The 19,219-nt window shown below is 71.0% G+C and carries 17 protein-coding genes; 9 read left to right on the top strand and 8 right to left on the bottom strand.

The genetic code is table 11. The features are described 5' to 3' along the window. Window positions 1–52 precede the first annotated feature (52 nt). Together ACFW9Z_RS07375 and ACFW9Z_RS07370 are read right to left on the bottom strand one after the other, a co-directional pair. On the bottom strand, window positions 53–574 hold the full coding sequence (locus tag ACFW9Z_RS07375) for a DUF2617 family protein (protein ID WP_384635693.1): 522 nt from the start codon (window positions 572–574) through the stop codon (window positions 53–55). 331 nt (window positions 575–905) lie between these two features. Next, window positions 906–1,136: a hypothetical protein gene (locus ACFW9Z_RS07370; protein WP_384635690.1), complete on the bottom strand. Its 231-nt coding sequence runs from the start codon at window positions 1,134–1,136 to the stop codon at window positions 906–908. A gap of 160 nt (window positions 1,137–1,296) precedes the next feature. On the opposite strand from ACFW9Z_RS07370, the gene ACFW9Z_RS07365 reads away from it, so the two are divergent. Beyond that, a complete protein-coding gene (locus ACFW9Z_RS07365; RefSeq protein ID WP_384635687.1) occupies window positions 1,297–2,532 on the top strand; it encodes a pyridoxal phosphate-dependent aminotransferase in 1,236 nt (411 codons plus the stop codon). Here the strand turns inward: ACFW9Z_RS07365 and ACFW9Z_RS07360 are convergent. Continuing rightward, entirely contained in the window at window positions 2,529–4,766 is a 2,238-nt protein-coding gene (locus ACFW9Z_RS07360; protein WP_384635684.1) for an MMPL family transporter, read from the bottom strand. The two genes, ACFW9Z_RS07365 and ACFW9Z_RS07360, sit on opposite strands and share 4 nt — an antisense overlap. A gap of 133 nt (window positions 4,767–4,899) precedes the next feature. Here ACFW9Z_RS07360 and ACFW9Z_RS07355 point away from each other — a divergent pair, with 133 nt between their 5' ends. Together ACFW9Z_RS07355 and ACFW9Z_RS07350 are read left to right on the top strand one after the other, a co-directional pair. Continuing rightward, complete coding sequence (locus ACFW9Z_RS07355; RefSeq protein WP_384635796.1) at window positions 4,900–5,667, top strand: response regulator transcription factor; 768 nt, start codon at window positions 4,900–4,902, stop codon at window positions 5,665–5,667. Next, window positions 5,664–7,328 (top strand): sensor histidine kinase, encoded by a 1,665-nt coding sequence (locus ACFW9Z_RS07350; RefSeq protein ID WP_384635681.1) that lies wholly within the window; start codon window positions 5,664–5,666, stop codon window positions 7,326–7,328. Before ACFW9Z_RS07355 ends, ACFW9Z_RS07350 begins: the two co-directional genes overlap by 4 nt. Window positions 7,329–7,507: 179 nt before the next feature. Here ACFW9Z_RS07350 and ACFW9Z_RS07345 read toward each other — a convergent pair whose 3' ends face one another. Both ACFW9Z_RS07345 and clpB read right to left on the bottom strand, forming a co-directional pair. Next, on the bottom strand, window positions 7,508–8,062 hold the full coding sequence (locus ACFW9Z_RS07345; RefSeq protein ID WP_384635678.1) for a YbjN domain-containing protein: 555 nt from the start codon (window positions 8,060–8,062) through the stop codon (window positions 7,508–7,510). A gap of 148 nt (window positions 8,063–8,210) precedes the next feature. Continuing rightward, a complete protein-coding gene (gene clpB, locus ACFW9Z_RS07340; RefSeq protein WP_384635675.1) occupies window positions 8,211–10,826 on the bottom strand; it encodes an ATP-dependent chaperone ClpB in 2,616 nt (871 codons plus the stop codon). Between the two features lie 257 nt (window positions 10,827–11,083). Here clpB and ACFW9Z_RS07335 point away from each other — a divergent pair, with 257 nt between their 5' ends. Then, on the top strand, window positions 11,084–11,485 hold the full coding sequence (locus ACFW9Z_RS07335; protein WP_384635672.1) for a pyridoxamine 5'-phosphate oxidase family protein: 402 nt from the start codon (window positions 11,084–11,086) through the stop codon (window positions 11,483–11,485). Window positions 11,486–11,597: 112 nt separating this feature from the next. On the opposite strand, the gene ACFW9Z_RS07330 is transcribed toward ACFW9Z_RS07335, so the two are convergent. Beyond that, window positions 11,598–11,918 (bottom strand): (2Fe-2S)-binding protein, encoded by a 321-nt coding sequence (locus tag ACFW9Z_RS07330; RefSeq protein ID WP_384635669.1) that lies wholly within the window; start codon window positions 11,916–11,918, stop codon window positions 11,598–11,600. A gap of 294 nt (window positions 11,919–12,212) precedes the next feature. Here ACFW9Z_RS07330 and ACFW9Z_RS07325 point away from each other — a divergent pair, with 294 nt between their 5' ends. The 5 genes from ACFW9Z_RS07325 (at window position 12,213) to ACFW9Z_RS07305 (ending at window position 17,244) form a co-directional block, all read left to right on the top strand. Next, window positions 12,213–13,217 carry a helix-turn-helix transcriptional regulator gene (locus tag ACFW9Z_RS07325; protein ID WP_384635666.1) on the top strand — a complete coding sequence of 335 codons (1,005 nt, stop codon included), beginning with the start codon at window positions 12,213–12,215 and terminating at the stop codon, window positions 13,215–13,217. 181 nt (window positions 13,218–13,398) lie between these two features. Further along, a complete protein-coding gene (locus ACFW9Z_RS07320) occupies window positions 13,399–14,427 on the top strand; it encodes a LuxR C-terminal-related transcriptional regulator (protein ID WP_384635663.1) in 1,029 nt (342 codons plus the stop codon). Window positions 14,428–14,489: 62 nt separating this feature from the next. Next, complete coding sequence (locus ACFW9Z_RS07315) at window positions 14,490–15,479, top strand: LuxR C-terminal-related transcriptional regulator (RefSeq protein WP_384635660.1); 990 nt, start codon at window positions 14,490–14,492, stop codon at window positions 15,477–15,479. Between the two features lie 94 nt (window positions 15,480–15,573). Next, window positions 15,574–16,605 (top strand): LuxR C-terminal-related transcriptional regulator, encoded by a 1,032-nt coding sequence (locus ACFW9Z_RS07310; RefSeq protein ID WP_384635657.1) that lies wholly within the window; start codon window positions 15,574–15,576, stop codon window positions 16,603–16,605. A gap of 156 nt (window positions 16,606–16,761) precedes the next feature. Continuing rightward, complete coding sequence (locus ACFW9Z_RS07305; RefSeq protein ID WP_384635654.1) at window positions 16,762–17,244, top strand: hypothetical protein; 483 nt, start codon at window positions 16,762–16,764, stop codon at window positions 17,242–17,244. Window positions 17,245–17,457: 213 nt separating this feature from the next. Here the strand turns inward: ACFW9Z_RS07305 and ACFW9Z_RS07300 are convergent, their stop codons facing one another. Beyond that, complete coding sequence (locus ACFW9Z_RS07300) at window positions 17,458–17,910, bottom strand: heat shock protein transcriptional repressor HspR (RefSeq protein WP_384635651.1); 453 nt, start codon at window positions 17,908–17,910, stop codon at window positions 17,458–17,460. A gap of 1 nt (window position 17,911) precedes the next feature. Further along, on the bottom strand, window positions 17,912–19,105 hold the full coding sequence (gene dnaJ, locus ACFW9Z_RS07295; protein WP_384635648.1) for a molecular chaperone DnaJ: 1,194 nt from the start codon (window positions 19,103–19,105) through the stop codon (window positions 17,912–17,914). Window positions 19,106–19,219: the final 114 nt, after the last annotated feature.

Raw genomic sequence — 19,219 nt, 5'->3', positions numbered from 1 at the left:
CCCCGCGTGGCACAGGCACGGACATCGGGGCGCGGGCACGGGATTCAGGGATTCAGAGCGCGGGCGCGGGAATCCGCGCCCCCACCCGGGTCCGCGTCACCACCAACTGCCCTTCCTGCGGGTACGCGTGCCAGGTGCGCCACCGCACCTGGCCCTCGATACGCTGGGCGAGCATCGCGGTGAAGGCGTACGGGCTGCCGGGGAAGGTGCCCGCAAGGCCGTGCGGGTGGTCGCTCACGAGCGCGAGCAGCTCCTGCGCCCGCCCGGCGAACTGCCCCTGCGTCAGCGTTTCGACGCGGGCGGCGAACTCGTACTCCCAGTCCCCGAGCCGCTTCGCGACGCCGAGGGGAAGGGGTGTGCTGCTGCCGGGCATGCAGGCAACGGTCTCGGAGCAGTCCCCGCGGTCCTCCCGGAGAAGGACCTGGTGCGAGGCGCCGAGCAGCCTCAACTGGAGTTCGGCGCCACCGAGCTGGAGATCGAGGACCGCGAGGGCGGGAAGCGGCTCCCGGCCCAGGGTCCAGGCCAGGTCGGCGGCGCGGGTATCGGAATAGGCCGTCTGGAGGGTGGTGAGCATGGGTCGGCTCCGCAAACACACATGGACACATGGACAGCGGACGTCCCCGGAGCATGCGCGTGGGAGGAGGGGAGCGCCCGATCTGGTCCAACTGGGGTCCGAGGGCTGAATGTTCTCTTCAACGAGGGAATCACGAAGTACGCCGCACTCGCAGCGTTTTTACCCAACTTGACGGGGTTTCCATCCCCTCGGGGGCAGCCCAGTTCAACTGTTCAACCATTCTCGCCTGCGTGGCTCAACGACAGGGCGCCCGAAGGGAGTTCACCCTCCGGGCGCCCTGCCGCCGGGTCACTGCCGGTCACAGCCGCGGGCCCCGCTCAACTGCCCCCGCTCAGCTGCCCCCACCGCAGCCACCACCGCCACCGCCGCCGCACGACGAGTCACCGGAGCCGCAGGACGCGCCGCCACCCCCGTCGCCCGCGCCCCCCGTAGAGGCCCGGCGCTTGGCGCCCGGCCGGGACGGACCGCTCTTGACGCTGCTCACCCGCACCAGGAACACCACCAGGCCCACCAGGACCCCCACAGAGAACAGCACCGCGATGAAGACGTCCACGCCCCTCACCCACCCTTCTTCTCATCCCCCGAAGCGCGGTTCCCCCGCCGCTTCCCGGTCGGCTTCCTCCGTGCCGGGTGGCCCCCGCACGTGTCAGGGAGATCCCCTCACCCAGCGCGGCCCAAAGCAGACTTGAGCAACTCCAGAGCTTGGGCGCAGGATGACGCCCATGACACAGGGACACCAGGAACCGACGCAGGGACCGGCACAGGGACACCAGGAACGACAGGGATCACCGGGACCGCAGGAACGACCGCTGCTCAACCGCCGCCTGGCCGGATTCGGCACGACGATCTTCGCCGAGATGTCCGCGCTGGCCGCCCGGACCGGCTCGATCAACCTGGGCCAGGGCTTCCCCGACACCGACGGCCCCGAGGAGATCCGGGAGGCGGCGGTCCGGGCGCTGCGCGCGGGGCACGGCAACCAGTACCCGCCGGGCCCCGGCATCCCGGAGCTGCGTACCGCCGTCGCCGACCACCAGAAGCGCTTCTACGGCCTGAACTGGTCCCCCGACACCGAGGTCCTGGTCACCACGGGGGCCACCGAGGCGATCGCCGCCGCCCTGCTCGCCCTGGTCGAACCGGGCGACGAGGTCATCGCGTTCGAGCCGTACTACGACTCGTACGCCGCGTGCATCGCCATGGCGGGCGGCGTCCGCGTCCCCCTCACCCTCCGCGCCCCCACGTTCCGCCCGGACCTGGACGAACTGCGCACCCTGATCACCCCGCGCACCCGCCTCCTGCTCCTCAACTCCCCGCACAACCCGACCGGCGCGGTCCTCACCCCCGAGGAGCTGAGCGGCATCGCGGCCCTCGCGGTGGAGCACGACCTGCTGGTGGTGACCGACGAGGTGTACGAGCACCTCGTCTTCGAGGGCGCCCACCACCCGATCGCCGCCCTGCCCGGGATGCGCGAGCGTACGGTCTCCATCTCGTCGGCCGGCAAGACGTACTCGTACACGGGCTGGAAGATCGGCTGGGTGACGGCCGACGCGCCCCTGGTGACGGCGGTGCGCTCGGCGAAGCAGTACCTGACGTTCGTCAGCGGGGGACCGTTCCAGTACGCCATCGCGGAGGCGCTGAACCTGCCCGACACGTTCTTCACGGAGTTCCGCGACGGAATGCGCCGCAAGCGCGACCTGCTCGCGGAGGGCCTGCGGAGCGCGGGCTTCCGGGTCTACGAACCGCAGGGGACGTACTTCGTCACCACCGACATCTCCCCGTTCGGCGAGGAGGACGCGTACGCGTTCTGCCGCGCCCTCCCGGAACGCTGCGGGGTCGCCGCCGTACCGAACTCGGTGTTCTACGACGACCCGGAGGCGGGCCGCAGCCAGGTCCGCTTCACCTTCTGCAAGCGCGAGGACGTACTGGAGGAGGCGGTGGAACGACTGCGCCGACTCGGCTAGCCGGGCGCCACCCCGCGCTCCGCCACCCCGCCCTCCGCCGCCTCCTCGCGCAGAGGTGACGGGGTGACCCGCAACAGGCGGGCCGGGGTGAGTGGGAGCCACCAGTTCCACTTGCCCATCATCGCTACGGCGGCCGGGACCAGCAGGCCCCGGATCAGGGTGGCGTCGATGAGGATGCCGAGCGCGATGCCGGAGGCGAAGATCGAGACGTCCAGTTCACCGCCTGCGGCCATCGAGGCGAAGGAGCAGAAGAGGATCAGCGCGGCGCAGGTCACCAGGCGTCCGGTCCGGCCGACGCCGCGTACGACGGCGGCCCGGGTCGAGCCAGTGGCGTCGTACTCCTCGCGCATCCGGGCCAGGATGAACACCTCGTAGTCCATGGACAGTCCGTACAGGAAGGCGAAGACCGTCACCGGCACGAACGTCCCGATGGAGCCGTCCGGCCGGATGCCGAGCAGGGCCTCGGTGCCCCAGCCCCACTGCCACAGCACGACCATCGCCCCGAGCACCGCGCCCAGCGACAGCAGGTTGAGCACGATGGCCTTCAGCGGCAGGAGCAGCGAGCGGAAGGCCCGCGCCAGCATCACGTAGGTGACCAGGGAGAGGACGGCCAGCATCCAGGGGAACGCGGTGTAGGTGGCGGTCACGTAGTCGATCTGCTGGGTGACGTTGCCGCCGACGAGCGTTCCTCCGGGCACGGCGGCGATGACCCGCGCGACGGTGTCCTCCCCGGCCGCCGAGCCGCCCTCGTGCTCCGGCAGCACCGTGATGACGGCGGAGCCGTCCGCCCGCCAGGCCTCCGTGTCCGGCGCGGCGACCGCGTACACCCCGGCCGTGGCGCGCAGGGTGGCCGCCACCTGCCCGGGGTCGGTGCCCCCGGGGACGTACACGTCGAAGGAGGTGAGCGGGCCGGACGGAACCCCGGCCTCCGTCAGGGCGGTCAGGCCCTCCCGGCCCGGGCCGGAGTCGGCGAGCCGGTCGGTGGTGGGCACCGAGAGGTTGATCCCCGGGGCGGCGGCCGAGAGGGCGAGCAGGGCGGCTCCGGTGAGTGCGGCGACCAGTCGGCGGAACCGGAACACCCGTTCGGCGACGGCGGTCCAGAACCGCCCTGCGGATGCCTCGCGTTCGGCGCCGCGCTGGTTCCGGCCGGCAGCCCGACGCTTGTCCGTACGTGATTCCGTACGTGATTCCGTACGCCGCTTCTCCATCCGGCGGCCGGCCGAGCTCAGCAGCAGCGGGAGCAGGGTGAGCGAGACCAGGGCACTCGCCGCCGTCACCATCATGCCGCCGACGCCCAGGCTGCGGAGCAGCGGAATCGGCAGCAGCACCATGGTGACGAGGCCGATGGCGACCGCTCCGGCCGAGAACACGATCGCGTGCCCGGACGTGACCATCGCCCGCCGTACCGCGTCGTCCCCGTGGTGCCCCTTGGCCTCCTCCTCCCGCCAGCGGGTCACCAGGATCAGCGCGTAGTCGACGGCGATCCCGATCCCGAAGAGCGGCAGCATGATCACCGTCGTCTCGTGCACGGCGATGAACGGGCTCGCCGCGAGCAGACCGAGGAACGAGACCGGTACGGCGACGAGCGCGGTCAGCAGCGGTACGAAGGCGAGCGCCGACCGGAAGACGTACAGCAGGACCACGATCGCCGCGCCTACGGTGACGGCCAGCTTCACCGGCACGTTGAGCCCGCCCCGGTCCGACCCGGTGGCCAGCGCGTCCAGGCCGGTGACGCGGACCTCGGAGCCCGGCGGGAGCTCCGCCAGCATCGCCTTTGAGATCAGCGGCCCGAGCGCCGGGGCCTCCCCGAGCGCGCTGCCCGGCAGCCCGCCCTGTTCCACGGGCCCGCCGAAGACCAGGCCGAAGGTGGTCCGGCCGTCCCCGCCGAGGAAGGCCGCATCGCCCGTGTCGGCGTACGAGACCACCCGGGCGTCCACCCGCGCGGCGGCGCCCGCGAAGGCCCGGCCGAGCGCCTCGCGCACCTCTGGGCTGTCGGCGCGCCTCCCCTCGGGGAGGGTGACGACGGGGACGAACGGCCGCTCGTAGCCGCCGGTGCCGTACGTGTCCATGATCTTCTGGTTCGCCTCGTATCCGGCCAGCCCCGGGTAGGCGTTGCGCTCGTCCATGTTTGGGATCAGCAGGGCGACAGCCCCGCCTCCGGCGAGCAGCAGGAAGGCGGCAAGCATCCGTACGAAGCGTTTCCGTCCGAGGACGAAGGTGCAGAGTCTGTCCATGGGCCCAGGTCACCAGCGAGACCTTCCACGGCCCGGGGAGCGTTCTGTGAAACCTCTGTCAATGCCGTAACAAACCCCGGCGGCCTCCGGCAACGGCCTTGCTCCGGGCCACACTTGGCGGGTGAAGCCAACGATGCTGCGTGTCCTGGTCGTCGACGACGAGAGCTATCTCGCCGATCTCGTCGCCACCGCCCTGCGGTACGAAGGGTTCGATACGGCGGTGGCCGGCTCCGGCGGCGCCGCCCTCGCCCAGGTGGAGATGTTCCGGCCGCATCTCATCGTCATGGACGTGATGCTCCCGGACGGCTCGGGCATCGACACCACCCGCAGGCTGCGCGGTTCGGGCTGCCTGGCCCCGGTCGTCTTCCTCACCGCCCGGGACGCGACCCAGGACAAGATCGCGGGCCTGACCGTGGGCGGCGACGACTACGTCACCAAGCCCTTCAGCCTGGAAGAGCTGATCGCCCGCATCCGCGCGGTGCTGCGCCGCACGGCAGGCCCCGGGGAGCGCGCCGGGGTGTCGTACGCCGACCTGGAGATCGACGACGACGCGTACGAGGTCCGGCGCCAGGGGGTGCCGGTGGACCTGACGCCCACCGAGTTCAAGCTGCTGCGGTACCTGGTGGCGCACGCGGGTCGCGTACTGACGAAGCGTCAAATCCTGGAGCACGTCTGGGAGTACGACTTCGGCGGCAGCGATGCGGTGGTGCAGACGTACATCTCGTATCTGCGCCGGAAGATCGATGTGTTCGAGCCGCCGCTGATCCAGACGGTGCCGAGGGTTGGTTACGTCATCCGCGTAGCCGACGGGGGTTCCCGGGGCCGGTCGGCGCCGGAGCCCGGGGCGGGGGCTGTGTCGGAGCCCGGGCCGGGGGCCGCCGTGTCCGGTGAGGGTCGATGAGTCTGCGTACCCGGCTGGTGCTGGTCCTCAGCGGGCTTCTCGCGCTCGGGATGGCCCTGTCGGTGGGCGCCACCTTCGGCGCGCTCCAGGACTGGCGCAACGACCAGAGCGACGACGTCCTGGCTGCGGTGGCCGGTCAGTTGCGCGAGGACCTCACCGGGGAAGCGGGCGGGGAGCAGGGCGGGGAGCAGGGCGGGGAACGGGTCACGCTGCCCGGCGAAAGGAACCCGCGGCCCGGGGAAGGGAGCTCTCCGACCGGGGCAGGAGACCTGCCGGCCGGGGCAGGAGACCTGCCGGCCGGGGAGCGGGACCGGCTGCCCGGGGTGTGGCGGGCGGCGGCCTCGAAGGGCGACATCCCGTCGTTCTTCGAGATCCGCTCGTACGACGGCCGGGTGCTCCGGAGCGCGGACTTCGGCGCCCGTCCCGACCTGCCGACCACCCTGCCCGCCGCGCTACGGCCGAACGCCCTTGACCGAGAAGGAACTTCGGACGACGTATCGGGCGGCATCTTCCACCGCCTCACCTCCGCCGACGGCAGGCACTGGCTGCTCCACAGCTCCCGCCTCCCCGACGGCATCCTCCTCGTCGCCATGGAGACGGCCCGGGCGGACGAGCTGACCCGGCGCACCGCCGTCGTCGCCGCCACCTCGGCGGGCGTGGCGCTGCTCGCGGTGACGCTGCTGTCCTGGCGTGCGGTACGGCGCGGGCTGCGACCGCTGGAGGAGATGGCCGCCACCGCGTCCGCCATCGGCGGCGGGGACCTGACCCGCCGGGTCCCGGCGGCCGGTCCGCGCACCGAGGTAGGCCGGCTCGGCGCTGCCCTCAACGCGATGCTCGGCCAGATCGAGTCGGCGTTCACCGAACGCACCCGCTCCGAGGACCGGCTGCGGCGCTTCGTCGCGGACGCGTCGCACGAGCTGCGCACCCCGGTCGCCACCATCCGTGGCTACGCCGAGCTGTTCCGCCGGGGCGCGGCGAGCCGCCCGGACGACCTGGCCCGGGCGATGGCCCGGATCGAGTCCGAGGCGCGGCGGATGGGGACCCTGGTCGAGGAGTTGCTGCTGCTGGCCACGTTGGACCAGGGCGTGCCGGTGGCCCGTGACCCGGTCGACGTCAGGGCGCTGGCCGCGGAGGCCGTGGACGACGCACGGGTTCTCGCGCCGGGGCGGCCGCTGCTGTTCGAGGCGGCGGGGCGTGGCCCGGTCCTGGTGCGCGGGGACGCGGACCGGCTGCGGCAGGTGCTGGCCAACCTGCTGGCCAACGTACGCCACCACACACCGGACGGCACCGAGGCCTGGGTGCGGGTGGCGGCCCGTGACGGATGGGCGGTGACCGAGGTGACCGACCACGGCCCCGGCCTCACCGAGGAGCAGGCCCGGCACGTCTTCGAGCGCTTCTTCCGGGCCGACCCGTCCCGGACCCGGGCGCACCTGCCGGCCGGGGGCCGGGACGAGGGCTCCGGCCTCGGGCTGGCGATCGTCGCCGCCGTCGTCGGGGCGCACGGCGGCCGGGTGGAGGCCGAACGCCTCCTGGGCCCGGGCGCGAGCGGGGTGACGTTCCGGATCAGCCTGCCGCTGGCCGACGGGCCCGGGGACGGCACCGGCGGACGCGGCAGCGGCAGCGGACAGAGCCCGGTCCGGGCACCGAGAAGGGCCTCATAGTTCCCGTTGCTGTATCGGGCGTCAGCGCACCCGGCCCTCTCCCCCGAAGGCTTCGCCGGCCTGACCACCCTCGCCGAGGCGCACGGCTGACCGGAGAAGGACCCGGCACGGGAAAGGCCCGGTGCGGGTGGCGGTCGACGTGACCACCACCCGCACCGGGCCTTCAGGCGCGTACGGGACTAGGCGCCCGCGGCCTCCGTGCCCTCGCCGCCGTCCGCCTTGCCCTCGGCCGGTTCGAGGCCCAGGCGCTCGATGAGCCACTTGTCGAACTCGATCGAGGCGCGCACCCAGCTCACCGTCGAGGAGACGAAGTGCTCCAGGCTGACGCCGGTACCGATGAGCATCTGCGCCTCACCGATCAGCCGGACGGAACCCGCCTCGCCCTCCTCGCCCTCGTGGGCGTGGGTGTAGACCTTGGGCCACAGCGTGCGGCGGTTCCAGTCGTCGATGGCGTCCAGGAGGACGGGACGCTGGTCGAGCGCGTGGGGGCGGTCGTAGAACGTACGGACCGAGAAGACCTGCTGCTCGTCCTCGCCCCGGAACATGAAGTACGTCCGGAACTCTTCCCACGGCGCCGCGAGGTCGCCCTCGTCGTCGACGACGTACTTCAGCTCCATCTGGTCGAGGAGCTGCTTGACGAGGTCCTGGTCAGGGACGACGGGGCCCTCCGGTCCTGCCGCCTGCGGTTCGGGCTGGCCCCCGAAATTAGGAATCGAGGACGGATCGATGCTCACCGTTATTTCCCTTCGTGCGGTTGTCGGCCATCCTCCCCCATGGCGGGCGGGGCATGGCAAGCCCGCACGGCCCCTATCCGCCACAAGCTGACAGAGAAGGGGCCGCGCGGGCGGAAGCACACGCAGGGTGACGGGTCAGAACCGGGTGTTACGTGGCCGGACCGACGGTCAGCCCGTCATCGGCGCCGCCCTCGGTTCCGTCCCCGGCCCGGTCCACTCGTACGGTGTCACCGTCCGTGATCTCGCCGGAGAGGATCTCCTTGGCGAGCCGGTCGCCGATCGCCGTCTGGATGAGGCGGCGCAGCGGGCGTGCCCCGTACGCCGGATCGTTGCCCTCCCGCGCCAGCCAGGCCAGCGCCTCGGGGGTGACGTCCAGGGTGAGCCGGCGGTCCGCGAGCCGCTTCGCCAGCCGGTCGATCTGGAGGCCCGCGATGTGCGCGAGCTCGTCGCCGGAGAGGGCCGAGAAGACCACCAGGTCGTCCAGCCGGTTGATGAACTCCGGCTTGAAGGAGGCCCGCACCACGTCCAGCACCTGCTGCTTCTTGACCTCGGGCTTGACCAGGGGGTCCATCAGGAACTGGCTGCCGAGGTTGGAGGTGAGGATGAGGATGGTGTTGCGGAAGTCGACCGTGCGGCCCTGGCCGTCGGTGAGCCGGCCGTCGTCGAGGACCTGGAGCAGGATGTCGAAGACCTCGGGGTGGGCCTTCTCGACCTCGTCCAGGAGCACGACGCTGTACGGGCGGCGGCGGACGGCCTCGGTGAGCTGGCCGCCCTCCTCGTAGCCGACGTAACCGGGCGGGGCCCCGACCAGGCGGGCGACGCTGTGCTTCTCGCCGTACTCGCTCATGTCGATGCGGATCATGGCCCGCTCGTCGTCGAAGAGGAAGTCCGCGAGCGCCTTGGCCAGCTCGGTCTTGCCGACCCCGGTGGGCCCGAGGAAGAGGAACGACCCGGTGGGCCGGTCGGGGTCGGCAATTCCGGCGCGGGTGCGGCGTACGGCGTCGGAGACGGCCTGCACGGCCTCGGTCTGGCCGATCAGCCGCTTGCCGAGCTCGGACTCCATCCGCAGCAGCTTCTGGGTCTCGCCCTCCAGCAGCCGCCCGGCCGGGATACCGGTCCAGGCGCCGACGACGTCCGCGATGTCGTCCGGCCCGACCTCCTCCTTGACCATGGTGTCCTTGTCCTTCGAGGCCTCCTGCTCGGCCTCGGCGGCCTCCTCCAACTCCCGCTCCAGGCCCGGGATCTCCCCGTACAGCAGCTTGGACGCGGCGTCGAAGTCGCCGTCACGCTGGGCGCGTTCGGCCTGGCCGCGCAGGTCGTCGAGGCGTTCCTTGAGCTCGCCTACCCGGTTGAGGCCCTGCTTCTCCTTCTCCCAGCGGGCGTTGAGGCCGCGCAGCTCCTCCTCCCGGTCGGCGAGGTCGCGGCGCAGCTTCTCCAGGCGCTGCTTGGAGGCGGCGTCGGACTCGTTCTTCAGCGCCAGCTCCTCCATCCTCAACCGGTCGACGGAGCGCTGGAGTTCGTCGATCTCCAGGGGCGAGGAGTCGATCTCCATACGGAGCCGGGAGGCGGCCTCGTCGACCAGGTCGATGGCCTTGTCGGGGAGGAAGCGGGAGGTGATGTAGCGGTCCGAGAGGGTGGCCGCGGCGACGAGCGCCGAGTCCGCGATCTGAACCTTGTGGTGGGCCTCGTAACGGCCCTTGAGACCACGCAGGATCGCGATGGTGTCCTCGACGGACGGCTCCGCCACCAGCACCTGCTGGAAGCGGCGCTCCAGGGCGGGGTCCTTCTCGATGCGCTCGCGGTACTCGTCGAGCGTGGTCGCGCCGACCATACGCAGCTCGCCGCGGGCCAGCATCGGCTTGAGCATGTTGCCCGCGTCCATGGCGGAGTCGCCGCCCGCGCCCGCGCCGACGACGGTGTGCAGCTCGTCGATGAAGGTGATGATCTGGCCGTCGCTCTCCTTGATCTCGGAGAGGACGGTCTTCAGCCGCTCCTCGAACTCGCCGCGGTACTTCGCGCCCGCGACCATCGCCCCGAGATCCAGCGAAACCAGCCGCTTGTTCTTCAGGCTCTCCGGCACGTCGCCCTTGACGATGCGCTGGGCGAGCCCCTCGACGACGGCGGTCTTGCCGACGCCGGGCTCACCGATGAGCACCGGGTTGTTCTTCGTCCGGCGCGACAGGACCTGCACGACGCGGCGGATCTCCTGGTCGCGGCCGATGACCGGGTCCAGCTTGCCCTCGCGCGCGGCGGCCGTGAAGTCGGTGCCGAACTTCTCCAGGGCCTTGTACTGGCCCTCCGGGTCGGGTGTGGTCACGCGACGCCCTCCCCTGCTCGTCTCGAATGCGGCCAGCAGCCTCTTCGCACCGGCCCCCTGCCCGTCGAGGATCTCACCGGCCCGCCCGCCCTTCGCGGCGATCCCGATGAGCAGGTGCTCGGTGGAGAGGTATTCGTCGCCCAGTTCCTTCGCTCGCTGCGCCGCGTCCTGGATGACGGCCAGCAGCTCGCGGTTGGGCTGCGGCGGGGCGACGGTGGAGCCGGTGACGCTGGGCAGGGAGCCGAGCAGCCGCTCGGTCTCGGCACGCACGACGGCCTGGTCGGCCTCGACGGCGGCGAGCAGGTCGGTGATGTTCTCGTTGTCCTGGCCCCCCAGCAGCGCGAGCAGCAGATGCCCGGGGGTGAGGTCGGGGTGCCCGTCCTTCACGGCCCTGTCGGTGGCCGCGTTGATGGCGTCCCGGCTCTTGTTGGTCAGCTCGGCGTCCACGGGTGCTTGCTCCTCCTCGCAGCTGGGGGTTCCTTGATGATTCCAACGTGCACAAAGTTGAGTCTATTCCACTCAAGGCAGTTCCGGCACCTTTTCCGGGGCCGGGCCGGGCGGCTTCCGGGGCCGGACCGGACGGCTTCCGGGGCCGGACCGGACGGCTTCCGGGGCCGGACCGGACGGCTTCCGGGGCCGGACCGCGTCAAGGCGGGGCCGACCGGCCGGACCGCACCCGGCGCCCCGCCGCCTACGCTTCACCCATGGCAGACGTACGCAACCCCAGCCCCGAGTACCTCGCGTTCTGGCGCGAGTACCACCTGTGCACCCTGACGACACTCCGCCCGGACGGCACGCCCCACGTGGTGCCGGTGGGCGTGACGTACGACCCCGAGGCCGGGGTGGCGCGCGTGATCACCAACAAGGGAAGCCGCAAGGTGGCCAACATCCTGGCCGCCGGCCCGGAGGGGGCACGGGTCGCCGTCTGCCAGATGCACAAGGCCCGCTGGGCGACGCTGGAGGGCCGCGCGGCGATCCGTACGGAGCCGGAGGTCGTCGCGGACGCGGTAAGCCGTTACGCGGAGCGCTACGAGCGCACGCCGGCACCCAACCCGGACCGGGTCGTCATCGAGATCACCCTCGACCGGGCCCTCGGCAGGGCCTGACCGGCCACCGCCCCCGTCCGGGGACAGCACAACGGCGCCACCGTGTTCAGGTCACGGTGGCGCCGCTGTGTGGGGGAAGCGCCGGAGCGATAGGTGACGACGGGGGAATCGCTCAGGCACTGCGGGGGGTGGCGGAATGGGGTTTCGAAGCGACCAGCTCGTGGTCCCGCTGGTCGAGGTTCACAAAGATCATCCCGTACCTGACGGCGCAGCGGACCGGCTGCGGCGCGCCACGGGGGCGTCGGAGACAGCGATAGGCGCGGACGTCTTCGTCCTCTTCCATCACGACGACGATCGGCTCTCCGAACAGGGTGACCATCAACGAGTCGCCACGGCGGGGGAGTGCCGTGAGCAGATCGATGAAATGCCACCCTGAGCGATAGGCGGTTGCCATCTCGCGCCGGAAGGTGCGGTCGTCCGGCGGCGTGGTCATGCTCGGCCCATCCCAGCCGGGGCGGAGTCCCAGCTCAAGTCCGGGGGTGGTGCCGCCTTCGACCGCAACTCAGCAGTCTGCCGGTGCGCCGTGTCCCAGGTCGGATCCTGGGTGCTGAGCACTCCGGACGCCAGCCCGACGGAGAAGGCCACGGCAAGCACCGAGCGAAGCGTTTTCTTACGCATAGTGGGCTTCGTCCTCACTTCCAAGGTTTCCTCTCCCCCGCATCACAAGACGATGGCTCATCAAGGCACGTCAAACCACAGAAACGATGCATCATGTTCCTGCTGATGCATGTTCCTGGGGGGTGGAGAATTGACCACAGACCGAACAAAAGCGACACATCCCCACGCTGTCACCACTTTGTGCGACGAGGGGGCGCGGCTCTACGCGAGCGCGCTGAGCGTGGGAAAGATAGCCCGCGCCGAAACAGCAGCCGCACCGTGCCTTTTGGAGTTCGCCCTGCTGCACCCCGACCCGGACGACCCTGCCTGGCTACGGCCGGTGCCGGCGTTCGCGGCCCTCACCCAGCGGCTCCATCCCATCGAACGGGAGATTCAGGAGCGGAGGCGGCTTTCGGTCGAACTCACCGAAGCGTTCGAACCCTTCATGGCCCTCAGCGCCCAGACCCCGCCGATCACCCATGCGATCACCGTCCTTGAAGGCTTCAACCGCATCAACGCTTCCATAAAGCTGGCCCTCTCCGAGTGCCAGTCGGAGGTTCTCACCATCCAGCCCGGCGGCGGACGCAGCGAGGACGCGCTGAACACCGCCGTGGAACGCGGACACATACTCGCGGAGCGCGGCGTGGGCATGCGCACCCTGTATCAGCACACTGCCCGCCACAGCCAGGGGACTCTCAATTACGCGGCGCGTATGGCGGAGAGCAAGGTGGAGATCCGGACACTCGAAGAACTCATAGAACGTCTCATGATCTTCGATCACACCGTCGCCTTCATCCCCGCCACAGATGACCGGACCGTCGCCCTGGAGTTGCGCCACCCCGGCATCGTCAAATACCTCGTCAAGGTCTTCGAGCAGTTCTGGAACCGCGCAGTCCCGCTGCAAGAACAGATTCCTTACGACCCCGGGCCGGAAGGCATCTCCGGCGTCCGTCACTCCATCGCCAAACTGTTGGTCGAAGGCCACGTCGACGAGGCCATCGCTCGCCGCCTCGGCATGAACGTACGTACTTGCCGGTCCCACATCGCCAAGCTCAGCGTCGCGCTCGGCAGCAACAGCAGGGCCCAGCTCGGCTACCTGATCGCGCGGTCAGGAATCCTGGAATCGGACTCCTGACCACGCGACAGATTCCCCCGCACGGTAACCCGGGCGCGACTGCGCAATGGGGGAGAGCACAGCCGACGCCCAGGTTGTGCCGGGAGAGTTCCCGGCTCCCCCGACAAGGTCAACACTCCCCCCACAACTACGCTGACACCACCGTCCACTTGTTGCACTGCATAAAGCAGGGGGATCCCAAATGGGCATCGACAAAGACAGAACAGGACATCATCCGCACGGGAGAACCGAGCTGTGCGATCCGGCGCTCCGCCTGTACGAGGCAGCCCTGCACTCCGGACGTGTAGCGCGCGGCGACCTCACCGCCGCCCCCTGCCTCATCGAACTCGCCCTGCTCCATCCCGACCCGTGGGACGACCTGTGGATGCGCCCCGTGCCACCGTCAGCCGCTCTGGCCAATCTGTTGCAGCCGGTGTCCCGGGAGATCGACGAACGCCTCCGCCTCGCAACCTCCCTGAGCCAGGCGCTGATCCCCCTGACCGCCGTGGCCCACGACAACCCCAACCTCGCGATCACCGTGCTTGAGGGAATCCCGACCATCCAGGCGTCCATCAACGAAGCCACCACCACCGCCACCGATGAGGTCCTGACAGCCCAGCCCGGCAGCAATCGCCCTTCCGGCACCCTGCAGATGGCCCTGGCCAACGCCCGCACCGCCATCCGGCGCGGAGCCCGGATCCGGCACATCTACCAGCATCCCGCCCGCTACAGCAGCTCCGTCAGGGACTACCTGGCCCAGGTTCCGGCCCAGCATCTTCAGGTGCGTACGACCGAGCTGACCGTCGAGCGGCTGATCATCATCGACCGGTCGGTCGCCTACATCCCCGCCTCCGCCGATCGCAACACCGCCCTGCGCATCAGCCATCCGGCGCTGGTCTCCTACCTCATCCAGGTCTACGAAGTCCTGTGGGCCCAAGCCGTCCCGCTGGCCGAGAACCACCACACGGCCGCACCGAGCGCCCCGGTCACCGCCGTCCAGCACAGCATCGCCCGCCTCCTCACCGAAGGCCACGTCGACGACGTCGTCGCCCGGAAGATGGGCATCAGCGTCCGCACCTGCCGCTCCCACATCGCCAAACTCATGCAGACCCTCGGCGCCACCAGCCGCACCCACCTCGGCGCCCTCCTCGTCGAATCGGGCATCGTGGAAACGACTGCCGCCGAGCAGTCGAGCCGGCCGGTTCCGGTGCACCCCGACGACCGGCGCTAGCCTCGGCCGAGGGCAGCGCCGACACGGTCAAGGACCAGCCAACACGGTTTAAGGACCAGCAGATGTGCAGGACACCGGATGCGGGCCGAGCCGACAGCGTCGACGGGCTCTGCGAGCCGGCCCTGAGTCTGTACGCGCACGCACTGCGCGAAAGCGGCATCCCGCGAGCGGACCTCGTCCAGGCGCCGTGCCTCCTCTCCCGGGGCCTCGTCCACCCCGACCCGGACGACGAGGGCCGGCTCCGGCCCGTCCCGGCGTCGGCCGCGCTCACCCGCCTGCTCAAACCGTTCGCCCAGGACGTCTTCGAACGCCTCGACGCCACCGCCTCGCTCGTCGACGCCCTGATGCCGCTCGCCTCCCTCCCCGACCGCGCACCGAACCCCGCGATCACCGTCATCGAAGGGCGCGAGCGCGTCATGTCCGTGCTCGGGGAGGCCTCCCGCACCGCCCGGGACGAAGTCCTCACCGCGCAGCCGGGCGGCAACCGCCTGGTCGACAACATGCGGCAGGGACTGGCCAACGCCCATGCCGTCATCGCGTCCGGCGGCCGGCTGCGCCACCTCTACCAGCACCCCGTGCGCTACAGCACTCGCTTCACTCAGTACCTGGACCAACTGCCCCCGGGCCACCTGGAAGTGCGCACCATGGAGCAGGCCATCGACCGCCTGATCGTCTTCGACCGGAAGGTCGCCTACGTCCCCGCCGCCCCCGGCAACAACACCGCCCTGCAGATCCGCCACCCCGCCCTGGTCCGCTATCTGGTCCACGTCTACGAGGTCCTCTGGGCCCAGGCGACGCCATACGACCAGCCGCTCCCGACCACGACTCCCGGGGCCCCGGTCACCGCCGTCCAGCACAGCATCGCCCGCCTCCTCACCGAAGGCCACGTCGACGAGGTCATCGCCCGGAAGATGGGCATCAGCGTCCGCACCTGCCGCTCCCACATCGCCAAACTCATGCAGACCCTCGGCGCCACCAGCCGCACCCACCTCGGCGCCCTCCTCGTCCGGTCCGGCATCGCCCGAGCGAACCCGTGCGAACCCCTGCCGTAGCCGGGCCAGCACCCGTTCCTGTGACCAGGTGCCGCCTTGAACCACCAACAACTAGCCTCACGCTGAGAGTTGCATCACGCAAAGGGGACAACAGATGACAGCGGGGACGGGGGCGGCCAGCGCGGACGAGGACCACGCGCCCCACCAGCACGCCACACATCCCACCGAAGAACTCTGCGAGGCCGGGCGGCGGCTCTACGTCACAGCGGTACGAGGCGGCGGGATCTCCAGACCCGAGTTGGCCCACGCGCCTTGCCTCCTCGACCTGGAACTGGTCCGCCCCGACCCGTACGACGACACCAGACTGCTCCCCGTACCGGCGACCACGGCTCTCACCAAGCTGCTGAGCCCGCTCGCCCATGACGTGTCCGAGCAACTGACCTCCTCCACCGCCCTGATCAACGCGCTGGCGCCACTGGAAGCGTCCGCCCCGACGCCCTCGGCCTCCGGGGGCACACCCGATCCCGGCATCACCGTGCTCGACGGAAAGCCCGCGATCCAGTCCTCCATCGCGGAGGCCGGCCGCGGAGCCAAGGAGCACATCCTGACCTTGCACCCAGGCAGCAAGCGTCCCGCCGGTCTCCTCGAAGGCGCCCGGAAGAGCGCGATGTCGTTCCTGGAACGCGGCGTGGCCGTACGCCACCTCTACCAGCACTCCGCCCGTTACAACCCGAGCCTTCAGCACTACGTGGACCAACTACCGTACGAGAGGCTGCAGATCCGCACCATGGAACAGTCCGCGGAGCGCCTCTTCATCTTCGACCAGGTGGCCTACATCCCCACCACCCCCCAACGCGACGTAGCCCTCCGCATCACGCACCCGGCCCTCGTCCGCTATCTCATCCACGTGTACGACGTCCTGTGGGCCGGAGCCACCCCGTTCTGCCAACCCCTGCCGACCGCACTGCCCGACGCCCCCGTCACCGCCGTCCAGCTCAGCATCGCCCGCCTCCTCACCGAAGGCCATGTGGACGACGTCGTCGCCCGCAAGATGGGCATCAGCGTCCGCACCTGCCGCTCCCACATCGCCAAACTCATGCAGACCCTCGACGCCACCAGCCGCACCCACCTCGGGGCTCTGCTCGTGCGGTCCGGCATCGCCACAGCCGGGCACGGAGGGCCGTGACAGGAGCAGCCAAAGGGCGGTTGGACGGCCAACCCCCGTCCGTATGGTGCACTGCAACAAGTTGAGGGTCGCCAACGCTCAAGCGGCACGGCATCGTGGTGACGGCCCGGACCGCACATCACCAGGGGCGATCCGGCCACCACCTCAGGGGGAGCCGTGATCCACGCCTTACTGGCGACGGACGACATGACCTTTCACGCGCGCGTACGGGCCCGGTTGGAGATGACCGGGGCGGTGACCGTCACCGGCTGGAGCTGTCCGGACTTCGTCCTGCCCAGCGTCGCCGCCCACCGGCCGGACGTGATCCTGCTGGACGCCCGGACGGGGCGCGCCGAGCCGCTGCGCAACCAGCTCCATGTGTTCCGGGAGCTGGCGCTCCATCAGAGGTTCGCCGTCTTCGCCGATCCGGGCGATACGGCCATCGCGGAAGTGGCGCGCGTCCATGGAGCTACCGGCCTCCTCGCCCCCGGCTGGAGCGGCCGACGGCTCGCAGCCGCCGTCGCCCTCGTGGTCGACGACGAGGGGCTGCCCCCTCTCGGTCCGGCACACGACGCCGATGTCCTGTACGGGCACCTCCACGGCGACCGTCTCCCCCGGCCCGCCCGTCCGGCGTCCCGCCCGTCCCCGGCACACAGCTGACACTGCCCCGGGGGACGCCCGACACCCCGACGGGCCCACCACGGCCACCACAGCCCACGCAGCCACCGCCCGGCCCGTCCCACGCACAGCGGGGCCGGGAGAGCATCCACGCCCTCCCGGCCCCGCCGCACACACCATCCGCCCTACTCCGCAGGGCGCTTCACTACGCAGGCCACTCCACTACTCCGTGAGCCGCTTCACTCCGGGCCCACATCACTCCGCAGCCCGCTTCGGCTTGGGCCGCCACACCACCAGCGCGCTCGTGTGCTGCACGTCCTGGTACGGGACCAGATCGCGCCGGTACGAGGCGTGTACCTGGGCCTCGCGCTGCTGCATGGCGACCGCCGCGCCGTCCACCGCCGCCGAGAGTTCGGCGACGCGCTGCTGGAGCGCGGCCACCTGGTTCTCCAGCTCGATGATCCGCTTGATGCCCGCCAGGTTGATGCCCTCGTCCTGCGACAGCTGCTGCACGGTGCGCAGCAGCTCGATGTCGCGGGCCGAGTAGCGCCGGCCGCGTCCGGCCGTACGGTCCGGGGAGACCAGGCCGAGACGGTCGTACTGGCGCAGTGTCTGCGGGTGCAGGCCCGAGAGCTGGGCCGCCACCGAGATCACGTACACCGGTGATTCATCGGTCAGCTGGTACGGATTGCGTCGACGGCCGTCCATCTCAAGCTCCCTTCGCGGCCTGGAACAGTTCCGCCCGCGGGTCCTCGTCCGCGGTCGCCTTGCGGTAGGCCTCCAGCGCGTCCCTGGCCTCCTGGCCGAGGGCCGTGGGGACCGCCACCTCCACGGTGACCAGGAGGTCGCCGCGGGTGCCGTCCTTGCGGACCGCGCCCTTGCCCCGGGCGCGCATCGTACGCCCGTTGGGGGTGCCCGCGGGCAGTTTCAGCGTGACCGCCGGGCCGCCGAGGGTGGGGACCTTCACCTCGCCGCCGAGCGTCGCCTCCGGGAAGGTGACGGGCACGGTGACCGTGAGGTTGTCGCCCTTGCGGCCGAAGACCGGGTGGGCGCCGACGTGGACGACGACGTACAGGTCGCCGGCCGGACCGCCGCGCTCGCCCGGGCCGCCCTTGCCGCGCAGCCGGATCCGCTGGCCGTCCGAGACGCCCGCCGGGATCCTGACCTGCATGGTCCGGGCCGACTTCGCCCGGCCGCTGCCGTGGCAGACCTCGCAGGGGTCCTGGGCGATGAGGCCCCGGCCCTTGCAGTCCACGCACGGGTCGGTGAGCGAGAAGCCGCCGCCCGAGCCGCGCGAGACCTGGCCGGTGCCGACGCAGGTCGGGCAGACCCTGGGGGTGCCGTTCTTGTCGCCGGTGCCCGAACACGCCTTGCAGGGCGCCTGGCTGGACATCCGCAGCGGGACCGTGGCCCCGTCGACCGCCTCGGTGAAGCTGAGCGTCACCTCGGACTCGATGTCCTGGCCGCGCCGGGGCTGGACACGGGTGCCCGCGCCGCCGCGGTTGAACAGCCCGCCGAAGACGTCGCCGAGACCGCCCCCGCCGCCGCCGAAACCGCCGCCCGCACCACCCTGGCCGCCGCCCGGCGCACCTCCGCCGAAGAGGTCGCCCAGGTCGAAGTTGAAGTTGCCGCCCGCACCACCGGGGCCGGCGCGGAAGCCGCCGTTGCCGAAGAGGGCGCGCGCCTCGTCGTACTCCTTGCGCCGCTTGGTGTCGCCGAGGACGTCGTTCGCCTCGGAGATCTCCTTGAAGCGCTCCTCCGCCTTGGCGTCACCCTTGTTGGCATCGGGGTGGAACTCGCGGGCGAGCTTGCGGTACGCCTTCTTGATCTCGGCGTCGGTGGCGTCCTTGGGGACGCCGAGGACCTTGTAGTAGTCCTTCTCCACGAAGTCCTTCGTGCTCATCGACGTCCCTCCTTCCGGACGATCGGCGCGGCGGGCGGGCCCGGGGGCGGCCGCCCGGCCCGGCGGGGTTGGCCCCGGGGGTGAGACGGGTGGGCCGCAGACCGCCACGGTGCC

Origin of the sequence: Streptomyces sp. NPDC059452 (genome assembly GCF_042750035.1) — a bacterium.
GTDB lineage: Bacteria > Actinomycetota > Actinomycetes > Streptomycetales > Streptomycetaceae > Streptomyces.
This window is presented reverse-complemented; position numbering and strand designations above follow the sequence as displayed.